Raw genomic sequence first — 24,376 nt, 5'->3', positions numbered from 1 at the left:
GGATCAGAAATCAGTCTGTAGACTTATCTGCCCCGGAGAGGCTTCGCGCTATTGGCTCAGATGCTCTTGTCAGTTCTTTTTCACGCGATAAGCCTGGTGGCAGGAACCACAATTGGCGGCAACCTGCTGAAAGGCTGGCTTCAGCGCATCGAGATCAGCAGGCTTGGCCGCGAGCGCTGCGGCTGCATCAGAGCGGAATTTTTCGACGTGCTTGACGAAGTCTTCCTTGTTTTCCCAAATCTTTGGTGAGGCTTCCGTGTCGCCCTGATCGGAACCTGCAGGAAACAGGGTATCAACGTCGAACTTCTTTGCGTCCGCATCGATCTTTTCAAGGGCAGCCAGAGCGGCTGCCGCATCGAAAGGCTTATCACCCTTCACCATTGGCGCGAGCTGTCCAACTGAACGGCCCATGTCTTTCATGATTGCCTGACGATCTGCAATAGCATCGGCATGAGCCACACCGGCAGTCAAAAGAGCCACTGAACTGACGGCGAGAAAAAATGAACGCATGCGATCCTCCGCATCTAAAAATTGAACAACGATCGTCCCTTGGTAAAAATATCCGATACAATCTCAGTCTTTGCAACAAAGACGCCGAATAAATCCCACTTCTCAAAAGTAACACGTCGAGTTTATATCGATTATTACAGCGCATTCACGACAACGTGAAAAACTTGATACAAATACTATTGTTTAATCGCAGAGGCATTCAAGATTATCACTATATAAAAAGGGTATTACTTGATATTAATACTCACCTTTTAAATTCAAGCATTTCCTGACCCACCGGTCCCTTGCACTCAAACCCATGCGTATGACTCATGGGTTTGGGTTAAGCCCGAATGGCGCTTTATCTTTTTCTACGCAAAGAAAAACCCCGCTTTCGCGGGGCTCTTCATTGTCATTACTGAAGGGCAAATTATGCCTTTTCGTAAAGCTCCAGGACGTAATCCCAGTTTACGAGGCTATCAACGAAAGCTTCGAGGTACTTCGGACGCGCGTTGCGGTAATCGATGTAGTAGGAATGTTCCCATACGTCGACGCCGAGGATTGGCGTTGCGCCGTGAACCAGCGGGCTTTCACCGTTTGCGGTCTTCGAGATTTCGAGCTTGCCGTTCTTAACCGACAACCATGCCCAGCCCGAACCGAACTGACCAGCGCCAGCAGCGATGAAGTCTTCGCGGAACTTGTCGTAGCCGCCGAGATCGGATTCAACAGCCTTTTCAAGCTTGCCTGGCAGCTTCTTGCCGCCGCCGTCTTTCTTCATCCAGTTCCAGAAATGGAGGTGGTTGTAGTGCTGACCAGCATTGTTGAAGAGCGCCTGATTCTTGCCGAAGCTTTCCTTGACGATTTCTTCGAGGCTTTTGCCTTCAAGGCCGGAACCTTCGAGCAGCTTGTTACCATTGGTAACATAAGCCTGATGGTGCTTGTCGTGGTGGAATTCGAGGGTTTCGCGCGACATGAACGGAGCAAGTGCGTCATAATCGTACGGAAGGGCGGGCAGTTCAAAGGCCATTGGAACTCTCCTCTGTCTTTCAGCTTACAATAGGCAGCTACTGTGGGGCAGTGCGAACACATACCCGGAAACTTGCGTGCGCAATCTACATAGGCCGCAATGCCGCAGGCGGCAATGCCGGATGTTCTAAATTTAGCGCCCATCACAATGAATTATTATTGAAATTGCATAAGGATAGGGTTCACTTTACTTTTTTTGAGATTGATGCACGAACGGAGAAAATCGGTGTCCCACAGTTCCTATGTTTTCGACGCGTATGGCACATTGTTCGATGTGCATTCCGCCGTGCGTAGGCATGAAGATAAAGCGGGACCGGATGGCGCGGCCTTCTCCCTGCTCTGGCGCACCAAGCAACTCGAATATTCGTGGACGCTCAGTCTCATGGGCGAATATCGCGATTTCTGGAAGCTCACAGAAGAAGCACTGGATTTCGCCTTTGCACGTTATCCATCTGTCGATCCGGCACTTCGCAACGATTTGCTTGAAGCATACTGGAAGCTAGACTGTTATCCAGAAGTGCCAGCGGCCCTCAAAAGCCTGAAAAGCCGGGGAGCGCGGCTGGCTATTTTGTCCAATGGCTCGCCCGCTATGCTTGAAGCGGCAGTCAAATCCTCTGCACTCGATGTCCTGCTTGATGATGTCATTTCTGCCGATAGCGTCAGGCGTTATAAGACGTCACCGTCAGTATATGAACTCATCACGATGCAATGGCGGCTTTATCCGTCGGCGATTTCGTTTCAATCGTCCAATCGCTGGGATGTGGCTGGGGCCGCACGATTCGGAATGCGCGCGGTCTGGATCAACCGGTCCAACCAACCCGACGAGTATAAGCAATATCCCCCTGCCCTCATTCTGCCGAGCCTGCAATTGCTCGACTGAATCTCACTAAAACTTGAACAACGCAAATTGGGTGACAACCGCCTGTTGCGGCTAAAATAGTGTCGCAACGGCAACACGAGGCCTGCTGCAGCGCTTCAGCCACTTTTAGGCCTTATTACGAACGGCTGAGAGCCACAATTATCGGGCGTTTTGCCCGCAACAAAACGCGTCCAACGCCGTTATAGCCGCAGAATCTGCGATTATCACAACCAGTTGGTCGCACTTCATTAACCCTAACCGTTGTATCTAAAAATCCTCCCGCCACTAAAATGGTTTTCATATGCAAACGACCCTTACCCGCCGTTCCTTTCTGACGGCCATGACAGCAACAGCGGCGGCCGGCCTCGCCGGTTGCGCTCAGTTGGGGCAGAATGTTCCAATCATTGATGTTGATGCCAATGGCAATCCTATCAACAGGACCCCTCAGGCCAATGTCGATGCTTCTTATGGAAGCTGGGCATCCATGTATGCCGCTGTAGAAGACAATGGCTTTCAGCTACCGGCCATTCCGATCCAGAAGATGGACAAGCGCTATCTTCGCCAGGTCGTTCAGGATCCAACTGGCGAAATGCCAGGCACAATCGTCGTGGATACGGCAAACCGTTTCCTCTATCTGGTGCTGGGCAATGGACAGGCAATGCGCTACGGCGTCGGCATCGGCCGCGACGGCTTTGCATGGTCGGGCCGCGCAGTCATCCAGTACAAGCGCGAATGGCCACGCTGGACGCCACCGGATGAAATGGTTGCCCGCCAGCCAGAACTCGAACCATACAGCTCGCGCAACGGCGGCATGGCTCCAGGTCTCAAGAATCCGCTCGGCGCCCGCGCTCTTTACATCTTCAAGGATGGCAAGGACACGATCTATCGTCTGCACGGCAATCCTGAATGGTGGTCGATCGGCAAGGCTGTTTCCTCCGGCTGCGTACGCCTGATGAACCAGGACATCATCGATCTTTACAACCGCGTTCCACCGAAATCGCCTATTCTGGTTATGTAATCCAGAATTTACGAGATACAAAAAAAGCCCCGGAAAACCGGGGCTTTTTTATTTCAGGCGAATATCTGTCAGCGCTTGAAGCTGCCCAGAATGCCGCGCACAAGCGCACGTCCAAGTGACGTACTGACAGAACGAACCACTGATTTCATAGCCGTTTCTGCAACTGTCTGACGGCCAGATCGACGACCAGTTCCAAGCGCAGTTCCCAACAGATCGCCAAAAATACCGCCGCCTTCACCGGCCTCTTCCTGCTTCGTCTTCTGCTGGGCGTCGGCTGCTGCCTGCGCTTTGCGCGCCAGCATTTCGAACGCTGAATCGCGGTCGATTGCCTGATCATATTGGCCGGAGACAGGGCTTGCGGCAATGATCTTCGCCCGTTCTTCAGGCGTCAGTGGGCCAATCTGCGACGATGGCGGGCGGATCAATGTGCGCTGCACCATCGAAGGCACGCCCTTGGCCTGCAAGGTCGAAATCAGTGCTTCACCGGTTGAAAGATTGGTGATCGCCTCAAACGTCTTGAAATCCGGGTTTGGACGGAACGTATCGGCAGCGGTCTTCACTGCATTTGTTTCGCGAGGCGTATAAGCGCGGAGCGCATGCTGAACACGATTGCCAAGCTGAGCGAGCACTGTTTCAGGCACATCGAGCGGATTCTGCGTCACAAAATAAACGCCCACGCCCTTGGAACGGATCAGGCGAACCACCTGCTCGACGCGATCAACCAGCGCCTTTGGTGCTTCATCGAACAGCAAATGCGCTTCATCAAAGAAGAAGACCAGACGCGGCTTGTCAGGATCACCAACTTCAGGAAGCTCCTCGAAGAGTTCCGACATGAGCCAGAGAAGGAAAGTGGAATAAAGGCGCGGGCTCATCATCAGCTTGTCGGCTGCGAGCACGCTGATAACACCGCGACCGTCGGTCGTCGTCCGCATCAGATCAGCGATACGAAGGGCGGGTTCGCCAAAAAATTTGGAGCCGCCCTGCTGATCAAGCACGAGCAACGAGCGCTGAATCGCACCAACCGACGCCTTGTTGACGTTACCGTATTTTGCAGAAAGCTCAGCCGAACGTTCGGCCATTTCCGCGAGAATTGCCTGCAAATCTTTGAGATCAAGCAGCAGCAGGCCTTCTTCATCGGCCAAACGGAAAGCAACGTTAAGAACGCCTTCCTGGGCATCGGTCAGGTTCATCAGGCGCGAGAGCAGCAGCGGCCCCATTTCGGAGATCGTGGCACGGACCGGATGGCCCTGCTCGCCAAAAATATCCCAGAAAATAACGGGAGATGCGCGCATCTCATATGGGTTGAGCTGAATTTCCTCTGCGCGCTTGGTCAGATTGTCATTGACGACACCTTTGGCGGCGATGCCGGAAAGATCGCCCTTGATATCGGCACAGAAGACTGGAACGCCAGCCGCCGAAAAGCTCTCGGCGAGAACCTGCAGCGTGACCGTTTTACCAGTACCTGTCGCACCGGTAACGAGGCCATGCCTGTTACCATATTTCAGCGCCAGATATTCAGGCTGCTGGTAGGAATCATCTGGTTTGCGGCTTGCACCAAGGAAAATGGCATCATCAGCAGTCATCAGGCAGGTCGCTCCGTAAAAGGTTTGCTCCCTTACGATATACTAGCACTACCGCCCTGCAACAATGATTAAGCCATTTTATCCATTGATGTGCAATTTTGGCGTCATGCGGTCACAGAAAAATGCGAATATTTTAAATCAGGAAAGCTTGCAAAGCGCCAATGAGAATGCATATTACGTAAACGTAAGAAATTTGGGAGACTCTCATGGACGAACTGATCGCGCGCATCACCTCCAATGTTGGCATCGATGCAGCAACTGCTGAAAAGGCTGTTGGCATGATTTTGGCATTTCTGCAGAAGGAAGGCCCGGCTGATAAAGTACAGCAGCTTTTGGCAGCTTTCCCGGGCGCCGAAGAAGCCATTTCGCAGGTCAAGGGTGGCGGTCTGCTTTCCGGCCTGATGGGCGGCGTGATGGGTCTCGGCTCGCAGCTGATGGGCGCTGGCCTCGGCATGGGTGAAATCTCCGGCGTTGCCAAGGAAACCATCCGTTTTGCCAAGGAAAAGGCTGGTGCTGAACCAGTCGACGCCGTTGTCGGCTCGATCCCAGGCCTCGGCCAGTTCGTATAAATTTGACGCACCAAAGAAAAAGCCCCGGTTTTCCGGGGCTTTTTTTATGCTTCTTTTATGACCGTCACGCCGACATGACGGGTACGCCCGGCACCCCAGCCATTGATGGCTGCTCCCAAGCCAAGAGCTGCAAAGAATATACCGCAGGCGGCAAAGCTTCCTGTCGCACCATGGATCATGCCAACAACGAGCGGACCAATAGCCGCTAATGTATAGCCGACGCATTGCGCCATGCCGGACAGGTGAGCTGCCGTATGTGAATCCGGTGAGCGCAACACGATCACCATCATAGCGGCAGCGATCAAACCGCCCTGCCCAAAGCCCTGCACAATGGCCAGAAGCCAGAAACTCCATTGCGGCAGATAAAGAAAGCCCATCAAAGGCAACGCCGCGCTGATGCAAAGCACCACATTAAGCAGGCTCTGGCTCTTTTGGCGTATCGCAATCGATGGGATCGCCAGACAGGTTACGACCTGCACCATGATCGAAAATGAAACCAAACCGCCAGCTGCCGTAGCACTCAGCCCCTGCTCTCGCAGAATTGGCGCAAGCCAGCCAAAAACGACATAAGCCATCGAGGATTGAAGGCCCATAAACAGTGTGACCTGCCAGGCGAGCTTGTCTTTCCAAAGCCCGACAACCTTAAAACCTGAATACGCGACATTGTGCTTCGCGCGCAGCGCCTGCGGCAGCCAAAGTGCGAGAACCAGCGCTGCTGGAATTGCCCAGAAAGCCAGTGCAAGGTTCCATGAACCGCCGAGCATATGCTCAATCGGAATTGTGAACCCGGCAGCAGCGGCTGCGCCGCCACAAAGTGCCATCGTATAAAAGCCGGTCATAATCGCAGCGGTTTTAGGGAAATCCCGCTTTACGACCCCCGGCAGCAATACATTGCCGGTAGCGATGGCAGCACCAGCCAATATCGCGCCAATGTACAGTGACACCTGGCTTCCGATGCCGCGGATTGCCGTGCCGATGGTCAAGACAATCAGAACAAACAATAAGACGCGCTCGGCACCGTAGCGTTGGGCTAGTCTCGGCGCGAAAGGTGCGAATACGCCCAAACAGACCACCGGCAATGTCGTTAGTAAGCCAGCAGCAAAACCGGACATGCCGGTTGCGTCGATGATTTCTGGAAGGAGGACCGAAGCGCTTGAAAATACCGGACGCAGATTGGCAGCAATCAACACCAGACTTAAGCCCAGTAGCACGCGCAAAGCTTGGCTCGGCAGGCGTTGTGCAGCGGGTTGCGGCACGCTGTCGGCCTCGGCATCAACAAAAGGCTCCGCATTGTGTGCCGGATTTTCTTCCGTTGCTGCCTGCAACGAAACATTGTTTGTGTGGCTCATGATGCCAACAGCCTTTCAAGTTCTTTGATTAGGGGCGCCATAAATCGACGCACTGCTTCGCCTGCCAGGTCGGGATTACCAGTGGCGATAGCTTCAATAAGGGCACTGTGTTCTTCGTGATCGGGTTCCGGCAGCTCTCCATCGAGCGTCGCCTCTATTGACTCCCGGATGGATTGGGAAAAGAAGGCATAGACCTCGATAAGCGCATTGTTGCCCGATGCCGCGACGATTGCTTCATGGAAGGCAAAATCTCGCGAAACAAAATCGGTTCGGCTTGTTTCCGCACGCTTGTTGCGCTGCTCCAGCATCGCTTCAAGATGGCGGATCATTTCCGGTGTCGCTCGTTGAGCAACAAGTCGGGCAGCTTCCGCCTCAAGCGCTGCCCGCGTTTCAAAGCGGTCACGCAAACTTGTATGGCGAATACGATCAAGGCTGCGGCGCATGTCTGCCGCCGACAGGACATAGGTTCCGGAACCCTGCCGCGTTTCCAGCATCCCTTGGGCGACCAGCGCACGCACGGCTTCGCGCACAGTGCCACGACTGACCCCAAGTTTCGCGGAAAGGCTTGCTTCATTGGGCAATTGCTCACCCACGCGCCAATTGCCGGCCGTGATCTCAGCCCGGATGGACTGTTCCGCAGCATCGGCAAGGCTTTTTCTTGAGAGTGTTTCCATAGATCACCAAAGTCATCGGATGACTTGATGAATTATATGTCATAATCTCGCGTGTCAATGTGGATTACATGCGACGCGCAATCTGCTTTAACCTTATCTGCCGCATTCCGTTAACAATTATCGCGCAATGTGGCACGCTAGAATGAAGCCTTCGCAACCGGGTGCCGCATGATTACTCTTTACTGCCTTAACGGAGACCATCTCGACCGCGTCGAGGTTGAGCCGGGCAATCCCCTTCCTGAAAACGTTATCTGGATTGACCTTCTCGCACCCGGCGTCAATGAAGATCATATCGTTGAGGCGTGGACCGGCATCTCGATCCCGACCCGTGAAGACATGACGGAAATCGAGGAATCGAGCCGATTCTATATGGAGAACGGCGCGCAATATCTGACTGTGCCGATCCTTCATGCGGTGGATCTCGATCATCGTGAACTCGCACCTGTCACTTTCATTCTGCATGGACAGCGGCTGGTAACGGTTCGCTATGCCGATCCGAAATCGGTCAGCATTTACATCACACGCGCGACAAAGCCGGGCAACGGCCTGATCCCGAATGCAAAATGTTCCGGCCTTTCAATCATGCTCGGCATAATCGAGGCCACCACCAATCGTCTGGCAGATATTCTGGAAGGCGTTGCAGGCAAGATCGATGCGGCATCGCATTCGATCTATCGTCGCCAGCCCAAAGCACGGCCAATGACGACTGAGGATTTCCGGCACATCCTCACGCAGATCGGTGGACAGGGTACGTTTCTATCGCGAATGCGCGAAAGTCTGGCAGGCATCAGCAGAATGCTGGTTTATCTCTCTGCGATCAACAGCCCGGTTGCGACCAAGAAAGACACGCGCTCATGGGTCAAATCGCTGGAACGCGATGCGCAGTCGCTGGTCGCCTATGTGGATTTTCTGTCCAACAAGGTGACATTCCTGCTTGATACGATTGTCGGGCTTATCTCTGTCGAACAGAACGCGATCATCAAGATTTTCTCGGTTGCGGCAGTGGGCTTCATGCCTCCAACACTCGTCGCATCCATCTATGGCATGAACTTCTCATTCATGCCGGAGCTGAACTCACCCTGGGGTTATCCAATGGCGCTTGGCTTGATGGTGGCCTCAGCTTTGCTGCCGCTATTCTATTTCCGCAGGAAGGGGTGGCTGTAAATCACACAGATGCAGCTACAATCTCCCAGTCTCTGCCGTTGATTTTCAGCACATCGCCCACGGGCTTGCCAAACATCATTATGGCCACGGGCGAGACGTGGGAGATTTTGCCATTGGCGGGGTCGGCCTCGTCCTCGCCAACAATGGTCCAGACCCGCATACCGCCTTCATCTAGGTTTTCCAGCTCCACCGTCATGCCGAATCGTACAACGTCACTGTCCGGCTCGGGCACGGATAGTTCTGCGGTTTCACGTCGCGAAGTCCAGTAGCGCAAATCACGCGAAACGCGGGCAATCGCTGAGCGCTCGCCTGCAACATTCGCTTCGGCCAGTTCGCGGTGAAGCCGTGCGAGCTCGTCGTCAATCATCTTCAAACCATTCGGCGTGACGAGATTGCGGTGCGGACTGATGGGACGTTCGCCGAGATCAATAGGCGCGTCATCCTGTTCTTTGGTGAAAGCTCTGCTCATCATCTGAATGTATGCAGAGCGCTCGCGCCCCGCAAGCCCACAGTCTGAACACGCGTGCAACCGGATAAAAATCCGTATTTTAGTGCACACCGAGTTTTTATTGATTGACCAGTCAATCAAAGTTACAATAGGGATCAACAGCCCTCAACCCGGATGACGATTATGCCTAAGATCGGGATGGAACCCCTACGGCGGCGCGAACTGATCGATGCCGCCATCCGTACTATCGGCCAGCGTGGTTCGTTGGACGTCACTGTTGCGCAGATCGCCCATGAAGCAGGCGTATCGCCCGCGCTTGCGCATCACTATTTTGGCGGCAAAGACAAGCTGATCCTGGCCACCATGCGCCATCTCTTGCGTGAGCTCGGAAGCGATTTGAACGCCGCCGTGAAGCTTGCAGAAACTCCGCGTGAGCGTATTGCGGCCATCATCGCGGTTAACTTCTCCGCCTCGCAGTTTGCGCAGGAGACGATTGCAGCCTGGCTGACCTTCTATGTTCATGCGCAGCAATCCGAAGACACAAAGCGGCTTTTGCGCATCTATGCGCGCCGCCTGCATTCAAACTTCGTCTTCGCGCTGGAACAATTGACCAGCCACGAGCGCGCCAACCGTATTGCCGAAGGCGCAGGTGCGCTGATCGATGGGCTTTATATCCGCCATGCCCTTGGTGCCGATGCGCCAAATGCGGCATCGGCAATTGCCCTTGTTGAAGATTACATCGCTGTTCAGCTTTCGGCGGAGAAATAAGATGGAAGCGGATTTCGTTATTATTGGCTCCGGCTCTGCCGGTTCGGCTATGGCCTACCGGCTGTCGGAAGATGGCAGGCACTCGGTTATTGTCATTGAATTTGGCGGCCCAGACATCGGCCCGCTGATTCAGATGCCAGCCGCCCTTTCCTTCCCCATGAATATGGAAACATATGACTGGGGCTTTTCCACCGAACCTGAGCCGCATATCGGCGGGCGCAGTCTCGTCACGCCACGCGGCAAGGTGGTCGGCGGATCATCATCCATCAACGGCATGGTCTATGTGCGCGGGCACGCACGCGATTACGATCACTGGTCGGAAAGTGGCGCGCGCGGCTGGTCCTATGCCGATGTATTGCCCTACTTCAAGCGGATGGAAAATTCCCACGGCGGACAGGAAGGCTGGCGCGGCACCGATGGTCCGCTGCATGTTCAGCGCGGTCGCAGCGATAACCCGCTGTTCAAGGCCTTCGTCGCTGCCGGCCAACAAGCGGGCTTTGAAGTCACTGACGATTATAATGGCGAGAAGCAGGAAGGCTTTGGCCCGATGGAGCAGACGATCCATAATGGACGTCGCTGGTCTGCGGCCAATGCCTATCTTAAACCTGCACTCAAGCGCCCCAATGTGAAGCTCGTCAAAGGCTTAGCACGAAAAATCGTGATGGAAGGAAAGCGCGCGGTCGGGGTTGAAATCGAAGCGGGCCGTACTTTCTCGACCATCCGCGCACGCCGCGAAGTCATCATCGCTGCATCGTCGATCAATTCGCCAAAGCTGCTTATGCTTTCAGGCATTGGCCCTGCTGCGCAGCTTAAAGAGCACGGCATTGAGGTCGTGGCTGACCGCCCCGGCGTTGGGCAAAATCTGCAGGATCATCTGGAAGTCTATATCCAGCAGGAATGCACGCAGCCGATCACGCTTTATTCCAAACTCAACCTGTTTTCCAAAGCCAAGATTGGCGCGGAATGGCTGTTCTTCAAAACTGGCGATGGCGCGACAAACCATTTCGAATCCGCAGCCTTCGTGCGTTCGAAAGCAGGCGTGGAATATCCGGATATCCAATACCACTTCCTGCCGGTCGCGATCCGTTATGACGGCAAAGCGGCTGCAGAATCGCACGGCTTTCAGGCGCATGTCGGACCGATGCGCTCCAAGTCGCGCGGCAGTGTTACCTTGCGCTCGGCTAATCCGCGCGAAAAGCCTGTCATAAAGTTCAACTATATGTCGCATGAGGATGATTGGGCCGATTTCCGTCATTGCGTGCGACTGACACGCGAAGTTTTCGGACAGGACGCATTTGCCCCTTATCGCGGCGCGGAAATCCAGCCTGGCGCGAATGTGCAGTCTGATGACGAGATCGACAATTTCATTCGCGAGCATGTGGAAAGTGCATTCCACCCTTGCGGAACTTGCAAAATGGGATCAGTTGACGATCCAATGGCAGTGGTTGACCAAGAATGCCGAGTTATTGGCGTTGACGGATTGCGGGTTGCGGATTCATCCATCTTCCCGCGCATCACCAACGGCAACCTCAACGGCCCGTCGATCATGACTGGCGAAAAGGCATCGGATCATATTCTGGGCCGCACTCCGCTGGCGCGATCCAATCAGGAACCCTGGATCAACCCACGCTGGGAAGTATCTGATCGCTAATGAAACTCGAGGAGAATAAAATGAAAGCCCAACCTAAAGCCTCGCATTTCATCGGCGGCGCATTCGTGGAAGACAAAGCTGGCAAGCCGCTCCCCGTCATCTATCCGGCGACAGGCGAAGAAATCGCAAAGCTTTATTCAGCAACACCGGATGTGATCGAGAGCGCCTATGCTGCCGCGTTGAAAGCGCAAGGCGAATGGGCAGCGCTCAAGCCGGTGGAACGCGGCCGCATTCTGCGCCGCACAGCGGAAATCCTACGCGAGAAAAACAAGAAGCTCTCCAAGCTCGAAACGCTTGATACCGGCAAGGCATTGCAGGAGACACTGGTGGCGGATGCAGCATCGGCTGCAGATGCGCTTGAGTTTTTCGGCGGCATCATTTCCGGCTTTAATGGTGAGTTCGTAGAGCTTGGCGGGTCGTTTGCTTACACGCGCCGCGAAGCACTCGGCATCTGTGTTGGCATCGGTGCGTGGAATTACCCGATCCAAATCGCCGCATGGAAATCTGCGCCAGCACTGGCTATGGGCAATGCTTTCATCTTCAAGCCGTCCGAGAACACCCCTCTTTCGGCACTCGCGCTGGCAGAGGCCTATAAGGAAGCTGGTCTTCCTGACGGTCTGTTCAATGTTGTACAAGGCTTTGGCGATGTTGGTGCGGCACTCGTCAATCACCGCATGACAGCGAAGGTTTCGCTCACCGGTTCAGTTCCAACCGGCAAGCGGATCATGTCGCAGGCTGGTGAGCATCTGAAGCATGTCACGATGGAACTTGGTGGCAAATCTCCGATCATCGTATTTGATGATGCAGATCTCGACAGCGCTATTGGCGGTGCGATGCTCGGCAACTTTTATTCGACCGGTCAGGTCTGCTCCAACGGCACGCGCGTTTTCGTTCATAAGGATGTTCGCGAAACATTTGTCGAGCGTCTGGTAGAACGCACCCGCAAAATCCGCATTGGTGATCCTCTGGATGAAGCCACCCAGATGGGACCACTCGTCAACAGCGCGCAGCGCGACAAGGTTTTGTCCTATATTGAAAAGGGCAAGCAAGAAGGCGCGAAGCTTGTATGCGGCGGCGGCATTCCAAAGCTGCAGGGTTTCGACAAAGGCTACTTCATCGAGCCAACCGTCTTTACCGATGTGACTGACGACATGACGATTGCCCGCGAGGAAATCTTCGGCCCGGTCATGAGCATTCTCGAATTCTCGGACGAGGATGAAGTGATTGCACGCGCCAACGATACCGAGTTCGGTCTGGCGGCCGGTGTATTCACCGCCGACATCGCACGCGGCCATCGCGTCATCGGACAGATCAAGGCAGGAACCTGCTGGATTAACGCCTATAATCTGACGCCTGTTGAAGTGCCATTTGGCGGCTACAAACAGTCCGGCATTGGCCGCGAAAACGGCATTGCCGCGCTGACGCATTACAGCCAGATCAAGACTGTCTATGTGGAAATGGGCAAGGTCGACAGCCCCTACTAATCCCACTTAACAAACAACACAAAGCCCCAATCAATATTAGCAACTACTAATATTGATTGGGGCTTTGTCATTTATGGTCAAGCACAATATTTACGCCATAAAAGCGACCAGTTAACTTCTACTTCCCAAAAGATTGATCACATCTTTCTTATTATATTGAATTTTAACGTCTAATTGATTGCTTTTGTCGCAATAACCTTTTGCGGGAAATAATAATTACCTCCCACAATGGGGTTGGAATGACAAAAGAGCTGTTTTTATCGACAGATATGGTCGATGCCGAAGCGCGCGACGATTTTTGGCGCGACGCTATCAAGCTATTTTACGAAGTATCTGCCCTCGATGAAGAAAACGAAGAAGGCTTTATCGGTACTTTGCGCTCTTATCCATTCGGCAACATGCTGGTTGGATCCACCACCTTTAACACCCAGCATTATGAGCGCACAAAGAACCTGATCGCTCAGACTGGTCTCGATCACTATGTTCTTCAAGCCCTACTTTCCGGCACCCTGAGTGGAGATTTCAACGGAGTCTCTGTTGCTGCGAAACCCGGCGACATTTTCATCCTCGACATGTCACAGGTCATAACCAGTCATGCAGAAGCGGGCGCACGTCTGACGGTTATCATGCAGCGGCAAGAGCTGGAGAAGCTTATCGGATGGCGAAATCTTCATGGCATGGTGTTCAAAACGGAAGCTGCGACAACCCAGCTCCTCTTCGAGTTTCTGCGCGGGCTTAATGATGTGGTTCAGGAACTCTCCGCCGTGGAGGCCATCGCCGCCAAAGATGCAATGATGGCGCTACTTGCTGCGTGTATTAAGAGGGCGGACACAGGCGCTGCTGAGAGTGCAACAATCAATCTGCCGATACGCAATCGCATTCTTGCCTATATCGACAAGAACATAACGAACCCGCTTCTTGGTCCCCATTCGATACAACAATATTTCCGCATGTCGCGCTCACATATTTATCGCGCATTTGAACCGGACGGCGGCGTGGCAAAGGTTATCCGCGACAAGAGGCTCGATATGGCTTACCGGATTCTGATCGAACAAAAAGGCAAGCCTGTTTCACTTAAAGAAATCGCCTATCGCTGCGGTTTTAATGACAGCACACAACTGACGAAGGCTTTCAAAGGGCGCTTCGGTATTACGCCGAAGGAAGCACGAGAAGCCAAAGCCCCGCTGCCGTTACAATCGGAAGGCGGCACGCTGGTTATTCACGAACATCTATCGTCACAGGCAAAAAAGGTCGTTGTCATCTGAATTGGCGAGAACATACAATCATTGAGAATGCTGCAAAACCGCTGCATTCCATCAAAAGCGTATCAGACAATTACAGCGCCCGTGCGCACGCTTCGCCAGACCGATCCGTCCGAATAGGCCATTTGCGCGCCGCCGCTGGCGTTACTCACAAAAGCCATTGCGCCAGCCCCGTGCTGGGACGGCGATGGCAAAGCGGCAACCGCATAGGCGGCCGGGCGTATCGGACCATCAACATGCAGCCGTGTTGACGGCCAGATCTGACCAATGGCCAGATTGCCGGTCGCACGATCGACCTTCATGGCTTCTCGCCAGTTTCCGCTATCGTCGCCGACTTTAACGCTGAAATTATTGTCCCCGTTCAGGCCCATTTCTGCATATCCGGTCCAGCCCGACTGAAACAGAAGGCTGGCCGTATTGGTTGCGGCCTGTTTATTGATCTTCAGCTGATGCCCGGCGCCGGCATTGTTGAAAAGGCTCGCTTCCGAAGAAATGGCGAAACGGTTGATCGCATCAGCCGTCGCCTGCACGCCCAGCATGGACAACGAAAGACTATCCGGCACCGAGCCTGTGACCTGCCATTCTGTGCCATTGTAAACAAATAGCTTGGCCTCTTCTTCGACGTAGGCCAGCCAGCCTTTTGCGATGGTCGCGAATGACCATCCCCCATCAATGAAGAAGGCAACCTTGCCCTCTTTTCCTGCCCATTGGCTGGTAGCAGGTGCAGCAACGATATAACGATCACCTGCGGCAGGTGTTTCCGGAGCGCCCGTTTGGGTTCGGGATTTTACACTCAGATGCACAACTGCATCGAGAAAGCGCAAAGCCTCATTGTGTGTGACGTGCTTCTGCGCCTGACTGGGCATGATATAGGGAAGTTTGAGATTGTGTGTCTGGTCCATAAATAGCTCCTCGCTGTGATAATGCGAGGAGCTTAACCGCACTTATGCTGGTGGGGATAAGTCAGCTGCCGCGATAGGTCGAGTAGGACCAGGGGCTGACCAGCAACGGCACATGATAATTGCCGTCTTCATCTGCAATCGCAAAACGGATCGGGATCAAATCAAGGAACGGCGGATTGGCAACATCGGCGCTACGCCCTTCGAAATATTCAGCAACGTGAAACTGAAGCTCATAGGTGCCTTCCTGCATTTCACTTCCGCTGAGCAATGGTTCGTCGGTGCGACCATCGAGATTGGTGACGGTGCGCTTGATCAGTTCGGTTTTGCCTAAAGCGCCAAGACGATAGAGTTCAATCCGCATTGCTGCGGCTGGACTACCATGTGCAGTGTCGAGAACATGTGTTGATAGCTTGCCCATGGTTCACCTCAGATTTGTGTTTTGAGAGCCGGAATTGTCTCAATGCGATAAGTGACATCCGGCAGGAAATATTCCTCCAGATTATTCTCACTTCCCGCCCGGTCAACAATAAGAAAATCCGATGTCTGCTCCAGCGACACAAGCGGATGATGCCAGACATTGCGCCAGTAATTGACGCCCTGATCACCCCGCGCCAGAAACGCTCTCGGTTTTCCGGGTTTGCCATCCGCATCTTCTGCAACAACAACAAGAAACGGCCTGCCATTTAGCGGCACAAAAGCCTGCGAGCCGAACGGATGCCGCTCCAGCATGACGACATCGACAGGCGCTGTGAAGGACTGACCTCTAAAAATATTGATGAGGACGCGGGCGTCGGTGCCTGCTGCTTCAACATGGGCCAGATCGTGGAAGCGCTCCGTCGTGCCATTGTTGATAAGGCGACGTTCGGCGCCTTCAATCTCGATTACATCCCCAAATGGCGCAAAAGCCGCCTTTGTTAGCGGCTCAACCTCAAGCACTTCAAATTTCACACTGTCCTCCCCACAAACCTGATTTTATGACACCTAACAAAGCTTTGCCGCCAGCAAATTGTCAATCGCGAAGCAGTTTCAACAAACACATGAAAAAAGCCGGGGTCGTCGCCCGGCCTGTCTAAATTATCAAAGACTTGCGCTGTTTATCGCTTGAGAAGCGACATGATTGCGGGAACCCCACAAGCAGCAAGTGCGAGCTTGACGAGATCACCAATGATGAACACGCCAAAGCCGAATGCGATGCCTTTTTCTAAACCGAACAAATAGGCAATCCAACCTGCTCCCATCACAAGGATGACAACTTCGGCAGCAAGCATGACACCGCCGAGAACAAGCGGTTTGCGCGCCAGCCCCTTATCGGCAGCGCGACCGACCATCCAGGCCGCAATGAGATAGGACAGCAGATAGCCCCCTGTCGGACCAACCATGTAAGCAAGGCCAAGCCCCTTTTCCGGCGTTCCGGTGAAAACCGGCAAGCCGAGTGCGCCTTCAAGCAAATAAAGGGCAACCGTGGCAACCGCCAGACGCGAGCCATAAAACGCAGAGATTGCAAACAGCGCTGCTGTCTGCATTGTCACGTTGACGTAGAGAAGATCGACTTTGATATTGGCGGAAATGGTGAGAACAGCGGTGCCGATAAGCGCGAGCAAAACAAACCGGAAAGCGCGAGCCAATTGCCTGGTTTGCAAGTAGCCGGCAGGAAGAGAAGCAACGGCAACCCTTGATTTGTTTCTCTGACGCATGTTCATCGCACTCCTTATATCGACCCAATATGGGCGCTGTGAGTACCGTTCGACCAGATTATCATTTGAAACCGGACTATATTCGTCCTAAGCCGCTTAATCAATAAAACCAAAGAAGAACGGGTTAGTCCATGGCGCTTGATTTTGACGGCAGCTTTGCCCCTGAATATGGGACTCCGGTTGCCCTGAATAAAGACCTGCTGCGGCTGACCGCGAATAATCCCAGCGCTTTTACCTTTCATGGCACCAATAGTTACATTGTGGGCACCGATACACTGGCGGTTATCGATCCTGGACCGGAAGATGAAGCGCATTATCAGGCGCTGCTTGCAGCAATTGCCGGTCGCCCTGTCAGTCATATCTTTGTGAGCCACACGCATCGCGACCACTCGCCTCTCGCAAAGCGATTGAAAGAACAGACGGGCGCGCTCGTTGTCGCCGAAGGTCCGCATCGCCCTGCCCGCCCCTATTACAGCGGCGAGATCAATATGCTGGAGGCGAGCGCCGATATTGATTTTGCGCCCGATCTGGCCCTCGCCGATGGTGCGAAAATCGATGGCGATGGCTGGAGCCTTCGCGGAATACACACACCCGGACACGCCGCCAATCATATGGCTTTTGGCCTTGAAGGCACCGGCATTCTTTTTTCAGCCGATCATGTGATGGCATGGGCCACATCCATCGTCGCACCGCCCGATGGATCGATGAGCGATTACATGACTTCGCTTGAAAAGCTGCTGGAGCGCGATGATCGCATCTATCTGCCCGGTCATGGTGGAGCCGTCACCAAGCCAGCTGCATTTGTGCGTGGTTTACGCGCACATCGGAAAATGCGGGAGCGTGCGATATTGGAGCGGATCGTGCAAGGCGACTGCACCATTCCCGACATGGTCAAGACTATCTACCGCGATACCGACCCGCGCCTGCATGGTGCTGCAGCTCTCTCAGTTCTCGCCCACCTTGAAGATCTTGTCGGGCGCGGTGAAGTCATTACGGATGGCAACCCGTCGCTCAACGGCATTTATCAGCCGCGGTGATTACTCCACATCAGCAGGAGCCTTGTTCACTTCGCCTTCAAGCGCGGACAGAAACTCGGTGATAAAGGCAGCGTTCAGGCCCATATCCCGATTGCCGTAACGCGAAACGGATCGCATATCGACATAGGTTGTTTCGCCTTCATCAAGCAGGCGGATGACCACATCGCTTTTCAAACCAAGAATGGTGCTGTGCGCAGTTGCTGCAAAGCGTGTCGCATTCTGCGTTGGCAGCGGCGTATCACGGCTGATTTGTTTCCAGCCAAATGCTTTCAACGTGTTTTCCACGCCTTGTGCAACCCGGTCGGGTGCAGCTTCATAGCGGCGCCCCATCACATCAGGATAGGCGGACATCTGCCTCAGCATATCGCTCTGGACCTCAACAGGCAGCGAATTCATACGCGTTAAGCGTGCAGGCATGGTCGAGGGAAACTGCGGCGGCGTCTCAAAGTCGGTCGTCAGATCATAGAGCGGAGGCGAGCCATACCAAAGCGAGGCGACGAAACAGAGGGGCAGCAGAACAGCACATGCCAGAAAGCTAGCCCAGAACGAACGCGCACCGCCTTTGTCACCATTCACCCATAGATTGCGTAGCCCCTTTGCGGCACAAAGCAGTGCTAAAATCGCGAATATCCCACCCGCAGTTGCAACCAGAACAAAATCGGGTGTCTCGATTTTACCGAACCTGTGCAGAATAAGACCAAGCGCTGACAGGACAGCCGCAAAAACGCCAAACCGCAATGCCCAAATTGCGGAGCGCGACTGTCGGCGCTGATAGCGAAGTTTTCTCATGCGGGGTCCCAACTGCCTTTAGAGCGCAATCATGCATAACAGAGACTGCTCTGGCGCAAAAGAAAAAGGCTCAGCACTCGCTGGCAATTTAACCAGCTATGAAAAAACAGCGGGAAAAATAGAGTGAAATCAATATAAAAGCTATTGCAGCAACTTCTAACGAAGGGCATGATCGCGTATATGGGGGCTTTTTTCGGATTCGTCGGAGAGGACGACATGGATCGAACCCTTCATAATGGCCAAATGCCAGCCACATCCAGCACCGCTGAAGCGGAGCAGGATGTCATGACGCTGGAAGCAGTCGAGCTCGAATTTGCGCTCGGTGCCATAGACGTTCTCATCGAAGGATTTGACACGGCTCTTGCCAAGGCAGCTGAGCGTGTGGGCGGCGAAGTACTTTTCAATATGCCAGCGCTGGACACCACCGAGGCACAACGTATCGGTGCAATTGCCATTCCCGGACAGCCGCAAGATCAGGTCGTCTTCGTTACGCTTGGACACGATGGCACAACACTTTCAGTCGCTCCGCCAACCGGCAACAATGCGCTGTTTGAAAGCCTTGGCCGCAATTATGCCGCTGTCATGAAAAGCCTGACACCGAATGGTAAGACAACCAACGGAACCTAGAGCGCCGTGCGCCCTCCTGGGCGCACAAGGATCGCTTCGCACTTTTCGGGATGCTCTCTAAAGCACTATTTCTCGGCCTGCGGCTTCACAGCTGCAGCTGGTGCTATTGCATGAAGATTGTGTGCTGGCACCGGATTGAGCGTCATCGTCGTCTGAACATCGCGTAGCTTCACGAATTTCATGCCTTTTGCCTGAAGCGCAAGAATGCCTTTGGCAACACCTTCACCTGCCGAACGTGTCGGCTGGTTGATATGGGAAATGATGACATCGCCATCGCGCGCCGCCGAAATACGGCGGGCTACGACAGGTGCAAGCAGGGATGCGCCCTGATCGCCATTGAGCGAGTAGCCGCCGATCTCATAGCCCATGCTCTGCGCAAGTTTAATAGCGTCAGTCGAATAACGGGCCGTGGCATCCCGATACCATTGCGGCTTTGATGCGCCGGATTTAGCGATCGCATCCGCGCCACCATCGATTTCGGAGCGGACTGCATCGAGCGAACCTGCAGTTTTGATATTATACATGGTCGGCGCATTGGTAATGGCTGGCACATGCATATTGCCGTGGTTCTCGATATCGAAAAGGTCGGGATGAGCGTTCATTACGGCGAAAGCTTCGGCATTCTGTTTCAACCAGCGCGCGGTGACAAAAATTGTCGCCGGAATGCGGTTTTCCACCAGCACATCGAGAATACGGTGATCCGTTTTGCCCATGCAGGCATCAAGCGTCAGCGCGACCTGTGGCGAAGCAGGACCACCTTTGGCGATGCGCAATTGCGGTTCAACAATGCTGATTTTCTCGTGCTTCTCTGGCTGCGGTAGCGCGTCATAGGCGCTGGCCACAGAGCTCAAGCAAACAAGCGCGGCCCCCGCCGCTAACAACTGACGAAACATAGCTGCCCCGATTAATTAAAGTTCTGGCTTTGAAATTTACTGTTTACAGCGCCTGAACCAAAGCCGAATTATGGCAATGATTTAGAGCAGCGATCCGATTGATTGAGATCACCGCTCTAAATTTTCGTTTCAGGCGCATATTACCCTAAAACCGTTTTACACTTTTCAGGATGCTTTACCATTGCGGGCTGCAGCTTGGGCTGCCGCCAGTCGGGCAATCGGCACCCGGAATGGCGAGCAGGACACGTAATCAAGACCTGTTTGCTCGCAGAAGCTGATCGATGCCGGATCGCCGCCATGCTCGCCACAAATACCCAGTTTGAGCTTGTCGCGTGTTTTGCGTCCACGCTCGGCTGCGATCTGGATCAGCTCTCCCACGCCATCAAAATCCAATGAAACGAACGGGTCCTGTTCGATTACACCACGGCTCTGATAGGTCGAAAGGAATGGCGCTGCATCATCACGCGAAATACCGAAAGTGGTCTGCGTGAGGTCGTTCGTGCCAAAAGAGAAGAACTCTGCCGTTTCAGCGATTTCAGCAGCACGAAGAGCGGCACGCGGCAATTCGATCATCGTGCCGACCATGTAGTCGATCTGGACACCGGACTCGCCGATCACTTCTTTTGCCACCGCATCGATGCGCGCTTTGACAAAATCAAGTTCTGCCTTGAGGCCGACCAGCGGCACCATGACTTCCGGCACGACATGCTCACCGGTCTTCTTGCCTGCTTCAATCGCAGCTTCAAAGATCGCACGCGCCTGCATTTCGGCGATTTCTGGATAGGATACCGCCAGACGGCAACCGCGATGGCCGAGCATCGGATTGAACTCATGAAGACTATCGGCACGCTCGCGCAGTCTATCGGCGTCGACGCCCATGGCGCTTGCCACTTCTGCTACTTCTTCATCAGTGCGTGGCAGGAATTCGTGCAAAGGCGGATCGAGCAACCGGATTGTGACAGGCAAGCCTTTCATGATCTCGAACAGCTCGACAAAATCCGAGCGCTGCATCGGCAGAAGCTTTGCTAGAGCCGCACGGCGACCATCCTCCTTGTCGGCAAGGATCATTTCCCGCATCGCGATAATGCGTTCGCCTTCAAAGAACATATGCTCGGTGCGGCAAAGGCCGATGCCTTCTGCCCCGAACGAGCGTGCGGTGCGGGCATCGGCAGGCGTTTCGGCATTGGCGCGCACCTTCATGCGGCGGGTCTTGTCTGCCCACTCCATGAGTTTGCCGAAATCACCCGACAGTTCGGGCTGCAGCATGGCAACCTTGCCTTTCAGCACTTGCCCGTTGCCGCCATCAACGGTGATCACATCACCTTTTTTGAAGGTCTGGCCAGCAGCCAGCATGGTACCGTTGCGATAATCAACACGGAGAGAACCTGCACCCGACACGCAGGGCTTGCCCATGCCGCGTGCAACCACTGCCGCGTGACTGGTCATACCGCCGCGCGTGGTCAGAATGCCCTCAGCCGCGTGCATACCGTGAATGTCTTCAGGGCTCGTCTCAACTCGCACCAGAATGACATTGCGGCCTTCGGCTTTTGCCTGTTCTGCATCTTCAGACGAGAACACGATTTCGCCTGTCGCAGCGCCAGGAGAAGCGGGTAAGCCTTGGCCTATAACAATGCGCTCGGCTCGCGGATCGATGGTCGGATGCAGAAGCTGGTCGAGTGCGGCCGGATCAATGCGCAGCACGGCTTCTTCTTCAGTAATCAGCCCTTCTGCGGCCATTTCAACAGCCATCTTGAGTGCGGCCTTTGCCGTGCGCTTGCCGGAGCGGGTTTGCAGCATCCAGAGCTTGCCGCGCTCGATGGTAAATTCCAGATCCTGCATATCGCGGTAATGCTGCTCAAGCCGATCTGCCACTTTCAGAAAGTCGGCAAAGGCTTCCGGCATGACCTTTTCAAGCGAAGGCTTATCAGAACCCGCAGCAATACGCGCTTCTTCGGTGATGTTCTGTGGTGTGCGAATGCCTGCCACGACATCTTCACCCTGCGCATTGACGAGAAACTCGCCATAAAGCTTCTTTTCGCCGGTCGACGGATTGCGGGTGAAGGCAACGCCGGTCGCAGACGTTTCGCCCATATTGCCGAACACCATGGCCTGAACATTCACCGCAGTGCCCCATTGAGCCGGAATGTTATGCAGACGTCTATAGGTGATGGCGCGGGCGTTCATCCAGCTGGAGAAAACAGCACTGATTGCCCCCCAAAGCTGTTCGCGTGGATCTTGCGGAAAAGGCTCTCCGAGTTCTTCCTCGACCTTCGCCTTGTAGAGCGCGATCACATCTTTCCAATCGTCCGCACTTAGAGCCGTATCGACTTCAACGCCCAGATCGGCCTTCTTGTCTTCGAGGATTTCTTCAAAGAAGCCATGGTCGACACCCAGCACGACATCCGAATACATCTGGATGAATCGGCGATAGCTGTCATAGGCGAAACGCTCGTCGCCAGCCTCACGCGCAATGGCTTGCACTGTCTCATCATTGAGACCGAGGTTCAGAACCGTATCCATCATGCCAGGCATGGATGCACGCGCACCCGATCGCACCGACACGAGCAACGGCTTTTCCGCACCACCGAACACGCGTCCAGTCCGCTCGGCCACCTGATCAAGTGCTGTCTGCACCTGCTGATCAAGTTCGTCGGGATAGGACCGCTCATGGTCATAATAGGAAGTGCACACTTCCGTCGTGATCGTAAAACCGGGCGGCACTGGCAGACCAAGGCTGCTCATTTCAGCCAGGTTCGCACCTTTACCGCCGAGAAGGTTGCGATCACTCGCAGCGCCCTCTGCCTTACCATCACCGAATGCGTACACCCACTTCGCCATGCCGGCCTCCCTTGCGCAGGTAACGGTCCGCAATGTCTGTGGTTTTCCACAGGCTTGCAGAAACTATCTTCGTGCTTATGCGATCAAGTCGTTGTCTGCCAATCAAAAAAGACAAAGCACCGTAATAGAATCGATTAGACCCCGAACCGTCCTTCAAGCCGAATGGCGGCTTGAGAAAGAAGCAACTGTTTGTTGTGATGGTGAGCAGGGTTTCGAAGAGCTAAGCTTTGACAATTGCCGTTGTCAGAGGGCTTATGGCTGCAACATCTAATGCGCTCACCTTTCGCGCTCCACGTACCGAAGACGCCGAAGAAATTTGTGCAATTACAAACATGCCCAAATTTCGGGCGGGGACTATACGCCTGCCATTCACCCGTATTGAGAACACACGTAAATGGTTATCGTCCCTCAAAGATCGTCATATCGTCGTACTCGCATTGCTCCACGATAAGATCGTTGGCTGTTGCGATGTTCGTTGTGCGGAGGGCCGACAGTCGCACGCAGGGACAATCGGAATTGGTGTGCATGACGAATATCAGGGCCAAGGCATCGGCACGGGCATGATGGGCCAAATTATTGACGTGGCAGACAACTGGCTTAATCTGAAGCGACTGGATCTAATTGTCTATGCAGACAATGTTCATGCCATCCAGCTTTATGAAAAGTTCGGCTTTGAACGCGAGGGCGTTTTGCGATCCGAATCCTTTAGAAACGGGCACTACGTGGACTCACTCATGATGGCACGCCTACGATTCTAGTTGATTGACTGCGCTGTGAACCAAATTTGATATCTCTTGACAAAGACGCACGTTAACTCTCAATATAAGAACAAATAAAGAACACCTGGAGTTGACTATGCGTATCACCGGCAAGCTTGATTATCTTGAAATGCCAGCTGGCAATGGATCACTGGATTCTGCTAAAAGTTTCTATGCGCGCGCTTTTGGTTGGTCGTTCGTTGATTACGGTCCAACCTATTCTGCCTTCGCAGAAGGTCTGGATGGCGGTTTTGATGCCGATCCGGAAGCGACGCGCAAGCCGTTGCCTGTGCTTTATTCCGCGCAGCTCGAAGAAACCTTGAAGGCTGTGACAGAAGCTGGTGGAACGGTTGTGAAGCCGATTTTTGCATTTCCCGGCGGTCGTCGTTTTCACTTCACCGACCCTGCCGGCAATGAGCTTGCTGTCTGGAGCGAGAAGTAACAGCATCATAGTTGCTAGTTGACAGCAGCGACCACATGGAAATGATGCGCCA

25 protein-coding genes are annotated in these 24,376 nt (G+C 53.9%); 12 read left to right on the top strand and 13 right to left on the bottom strand.

Features of this window, described 5'->3' with window-relative positions:
• Positions 1–69: 69 nt before the first annotated feature.
• Together ABWV94_RS00720 and ABWV94_RS00715 are read right to left on the bottom strand one after the other, a co-directional pair.
• A complete protein-coding gene (locus ABWV94_RS00720) occupies positions 70–510 on the bottom strand; it encodes a c-type cytochrome (RefSeq protein ID WP_007874132.1) in 441 nt (146 codons plus the stop codon).
• Between the two features lie 409 nt (positions 511–919).
• Positions 920–1,516 carry a superoxide dismutase gene (locus tag ABWV94_RS00715; protein ID WP_007874131.1) on the bottom strand — a complete coding sequence of 199 codons (597 nt, stop codon included), beginning with the start codon at positions 1,514–1,516 and terminating at the stop codon, positions 920–922.
• Positions 1,517–1,741: 225 nt separating this feature from the next.
• Between ABWV94_RS00715 and ABWV94_RS00710 the strand changes: the two genes are divergently transcribed.
• Together ABWV94_RS00710 and ABWV94_RS00705 are read left to right on the top strand one after the other, a co-directional pair.
• Entirely contained in the window at positions 1,742–2,395 is a 654-nt protein-coding gene (locus ABWV94_RS00710) for a haloacid dehalogenase type II (protein ID WP_007874130.1), read from the top strand.
• 280 nt (positions 2,396–2,675) lie between these two features.
• Entirely contained in the window at positions 2,676–3,392 is a 717-nt protein-coding gene (locus ABWV94_RS00705; RefSeq protein WP_007874129.1) for a L,D-transpeptidase, read from the top strand.
• Positions 3,393–3,460: 68 nt separating this feature from the next.
• On the opposite strand, the gene ABWV94_RS00700 is transcribed toward ABWV94_RS00705, so the two are convergent.
• Positions 3,461–4,975 (bottom strand): helicase HerA-like C-terminal domain-containing protein, encoded by a 1,515-nt coding sequence (locus ABWV94_RS00700; protein WP_113485000.1) that lies wholly within the window; start codon positions 4,973–4,975, stop codon positions 3,461–3,463.
• 206 nt (positions 4,976–5,181) lie between these two features.
• Between ABWV94_RS00700 and ABWV94_RS00695 the strand changes: the two genes are divergently transcribed.
• Entirely contained in the window at positions 5,182–5,544 is a 363-nt protein-coding gene (locus ABWV94_RS00695) for a hypothetical protein (RefSeq protein WP_007874122.1), read from the top strand.
• 44 nt (positions 5,545–5,588) lie between these two features.
• Here ABWV94_RS00695 and ABWV94_RS00690 read toward each other — a convergent pair whose 3' ends face one another.
• Positions 5,589–6,893: a CynX/NimT family MFS transporter gene (locus ABWV94_RS00690; protein WP_353412453.1), complete on the bottom strand. Its 1,305-nt coding sequence runs from the start codon at positions 6,891–6,893 to the stop codon at positions 5,589–5,591.
• Positions 6,890–7,567 carry a FadR/GntR family transcriptional regulator gene (locus ABWV94_RS00685; protein WP_105518279.1) on the bottom strand — a complete coding sequence of 226 codons (678 nt, stop codon included), beginning with the start codon at positions 7,565–7,567 and terminating at the stop codon, positions 6,890–6,892. Before ABWV94_RS00685 ends, ABWV94_RS00690 begins: the two co-directional genes overlap by 4 nt.
• 168 nt (positions 7,568–7,735) lie before the next feature.
• Here ABWV94_RS00685 and ABWV94_RS00680 point away from each other — a divergent pair, with 168 nt between their 5' ends.
• Positions 7,736–8,731, top strand: a complete 996-nt coding sequence (locus ABWV94_RS00680; RefSeq protein ID WP_007874109.1) for a magnesium transporter CorA family protein — start codon at positions 7,736–7,738, stop codon at positions 8,729–8,731.
• 1 nt (position 8,732) lies between these two features.
• On the opposite strand, the gene ABWV94_RS00675 is transcribed toward ABWV94_RS00680, so the two are convergent.
• Positions 8,733–9,200: a GreA/GreB family elongation factor gene (locus ABWV94_RS00675; protein WP_064322382.1), complete on the bottom strand. Its 468-nt coding sequence runs from the start codon at positions 9,198–9,200 to the stop codon at positions 8,733–8,735.
• Positions 9,201–9,362: 162 nt separating this feature from the next.
• On the opposite strand from ABWV94_RS00675, the gene betI reads away from it, so the two are divergent.
• From betI to ABWV94_RS00655, 4 genes are all read left to right on the top strand, one after another.
• Complete coding sequence (betI, locus tag ABWV94_RS00670) at positions 9,363–9,947, top strand: transcriptional regulator BetI (RefSeq protein WP_007874105.1); 585 nt, start codon at positions 9,363–9,365, stop codon at positions 9,945–9,947.
• A 1-nt stretch (position 9,948) separates the two neighbouring features.
• Positions 9,949–11,598 carry a choline dehydrogenase gene (gene betA / locus ABWV94_RS00665; RefSeq protein WP_113498287.1) on the top strand — a complete coding sequence of 550 codons (1,650 nt, stop codon included), beginning with the start codon at positions 9,949–9,951 and terminating at the stop codon, positions 11,596–11,598.
• Positions 11,599–11,618: 20 nt separating this feature from the next.
• Positions 11,619–13,082 carry a betaine-aldehyde dehydrogenase gene (gene betB / locus ABWV94_RS00660; protein WP_113498289.1) on the top strand — a complete coding sequence of 488 codons (1,464 nt, stop codon included), beginning with the start codon at positions 11,619–11,621 and terminating at the stop codon, positions 13,080–13,082.
• 239 nt (positions 13,083–13,321) lie between these two features.
• Positions 13,322–14,347, top strand: a complete 1,026-nt coding sequence (locus ABWV94_RS00655; protein WP_113498291.1) for a helix-turn-helix domain-containing protein — start codon at positions 13,322–13,324, stop codon at positions 14,345–14,347.
• Between the two features lie 62 nt (positions 14,348–14,409).
• Here ABWV94_RS00655 and ABWV94_RS00650 read toward each other — a convergent pair whose 3' ends face one another.
• The 4 genes from ABWV94_RS00650 to ABWV94_RS00635 all read right to left on the bottom strand — a co-directional run bounded on the left by ABWV94_RS00650 (position 14,410) and on the right by ABWV94_RS00635 (position 16,940).
• The gene (locus ABWV94_RS00650; RefSeq protein WP_113498293.1) at positions 14,410–15,246 is read right to left on the bottom strand and encodes a DUF2793 domain-containing protein; all 837 of its coding nucleotides are present in this window, start codon (positions 15,244–15,246) and stop codon (positions 14,410–14,412) included.
• A 61-nt stretch (positions 15,247–15,307) separates the two neighbouring features.
• The gene (uraH, locus tag ABWV94_RS00645; RefSeq protein WP_007874093.1) at positions 15,308–15,664 is read right to left on the bottom strand and encodes a hydroxyisourate hydrolase; all 357 of its coding nucleotides are present in this window, start codon (positions 15,662–15,664) and stop codon (positions 15,308–15,310) included.
• A gap of 8 nt (positions 15,665–15,672) precedes the next feature.
• Positions 15,673–16,194 (bottom strand): ureidoglycolate lyase, encoded by a 522-nt coding sequence (locus ABWV94_RS00640; protein ID WP_079211614.1) that lies wholly within the window; start codon positions 16,192–16,194, stop codon positions 15,673–15,675.
• Positions 16,195–16,340: 146 nt separating this feature from the next.
• A complete protein-coding gene (locus tag ABWV94_RS00635) occupies positions 16,341–16,940 on the bottom strand; it encodes a biotin transporter BioY (protein WP_113498424.1) in 600 nt (199 codons plus the stop codon).
• Positions 16,941–17,071: 131 nt separating this feature from the next.
• Here ABWV94_RS00635 and ABWV94_RS00630 point away from each other — a divergent pair, with 131 nt between their 5' ends.
• Positions 17,072–17,977, top strand: coding sequence for an MBL fold metallo-hydrolase (locus ABWV94_RS00630; RefSeq protein ID WP_113498295.1), 906 nt, complete (start codon positions 17,072–17,074; stop codon positions 17,975–17,977).
• Here ABWV94_RS00630 and ABWV94_RS00625 read toward each other — a convergent pair whose 3' ends face one another.
• Positions 17,978–18,766 carry a DUF1499 domain-containing protein gene (locus ABWV94_RS00625; protein ID WP_113498297.1) on the bottom strand — a complete coding sequence of 263 codons (789 nt, stop codon included), beginning with the start codon at positions 18,764–18,766 and terminating at the stop codon, positions 17,978–17,980. It lies immediately after the preceding gene.
• A gap of 216 nt (positions 18,767–18,982) precedes the next feature.
• On the opposite strand from ABWV94_RS00625, the gene ABWV94_RS00620 reads away from it, so the two are divergent.
• Positions 18,983–19,393: a hypothetical protein gene (locus ABWV94_RS00620; protein WP_007874087.1), complete on the top strand. Its 411-nt coding sequence runs from the start codon at positions 18,983–18,985 to the stop codon at positions 19,391–19,393.
• A 65-nt stretch (positions 19,394–19,458) separates the two neighbouring features.
• Here ABWV94_RS00620 and ABWV94_RS00615 read toward each other — a convergent pair whose 3' ends face one another.
• Both ABWV94_RS00615 and ppdK read right to left on the bottom strand, forming a co-directional pair.
• A complete protein-coding gene (locus ABWV94_RS00615) occupies positions 19,459–20,286 on the bottom strand; it encodes a polysaccharide deacetylase family protein (RefSeq protein WP_113498299.1) in 828 nt (275 codons plus the stop codon).
• Positions 20,287–20,451: 165 nt separating this feature from the next.
• The gene (gene ppdK, locus ABWV94_RS00610) at positions 20,452–23,124 is read right to left on the bottom strand and encodes a pyruvate, phosphate dikinase (RefSeq protein WP_113498302.1); all 2,673 of its coding nucleotides are present in this window, start codon (positions 23,122–23,124) and stop codon (positions 20,452–20,454) included.
• 254 nt (positions 23,125–23,378) lie between these two features.
• On the opposite strand from ppdK, the gene ABWV94_RS00605 reads away from it, so the two are divergent.
• Positions 23,379–23,882: a GNAT family N-acetyltransferase gene (locus tag ABWV94_RS00605; protein WP_113498304.1), complete on the top strand. Its 504-nt coding sequence runs from the start codon at positions 23,379–23,381 to the stop codon at positions 23,880–23,882.
• Between the two features lie 97 nt (positions 23,883–23,979).
• A complete protein-coding gene (locus tag ABWV94_RS00600) occupies positions 23,980–24,324 on the top strand; it encodes a VOC family protein (RefSeq protein ID WP_113498306.1) in 345 nt (114 codons plus the stop codon).
• Positions 24,325–24,376 lie beyond the last annotated feature (52 nt).

The organism is Brucella sp. NBRC 12953, assembly GCF_040369775.1.
GTDB lineage: Bacteria > Pseudomonadota > Alphaproteobacteria > Rhizobiales > Rhizobiaceae > Brucella > Brucella pseudogrignonensis.
Note: the sequence above shows the minus strand (reverse complement) of the source record. Positions and strands in the feature narration are given on the sequence as shown.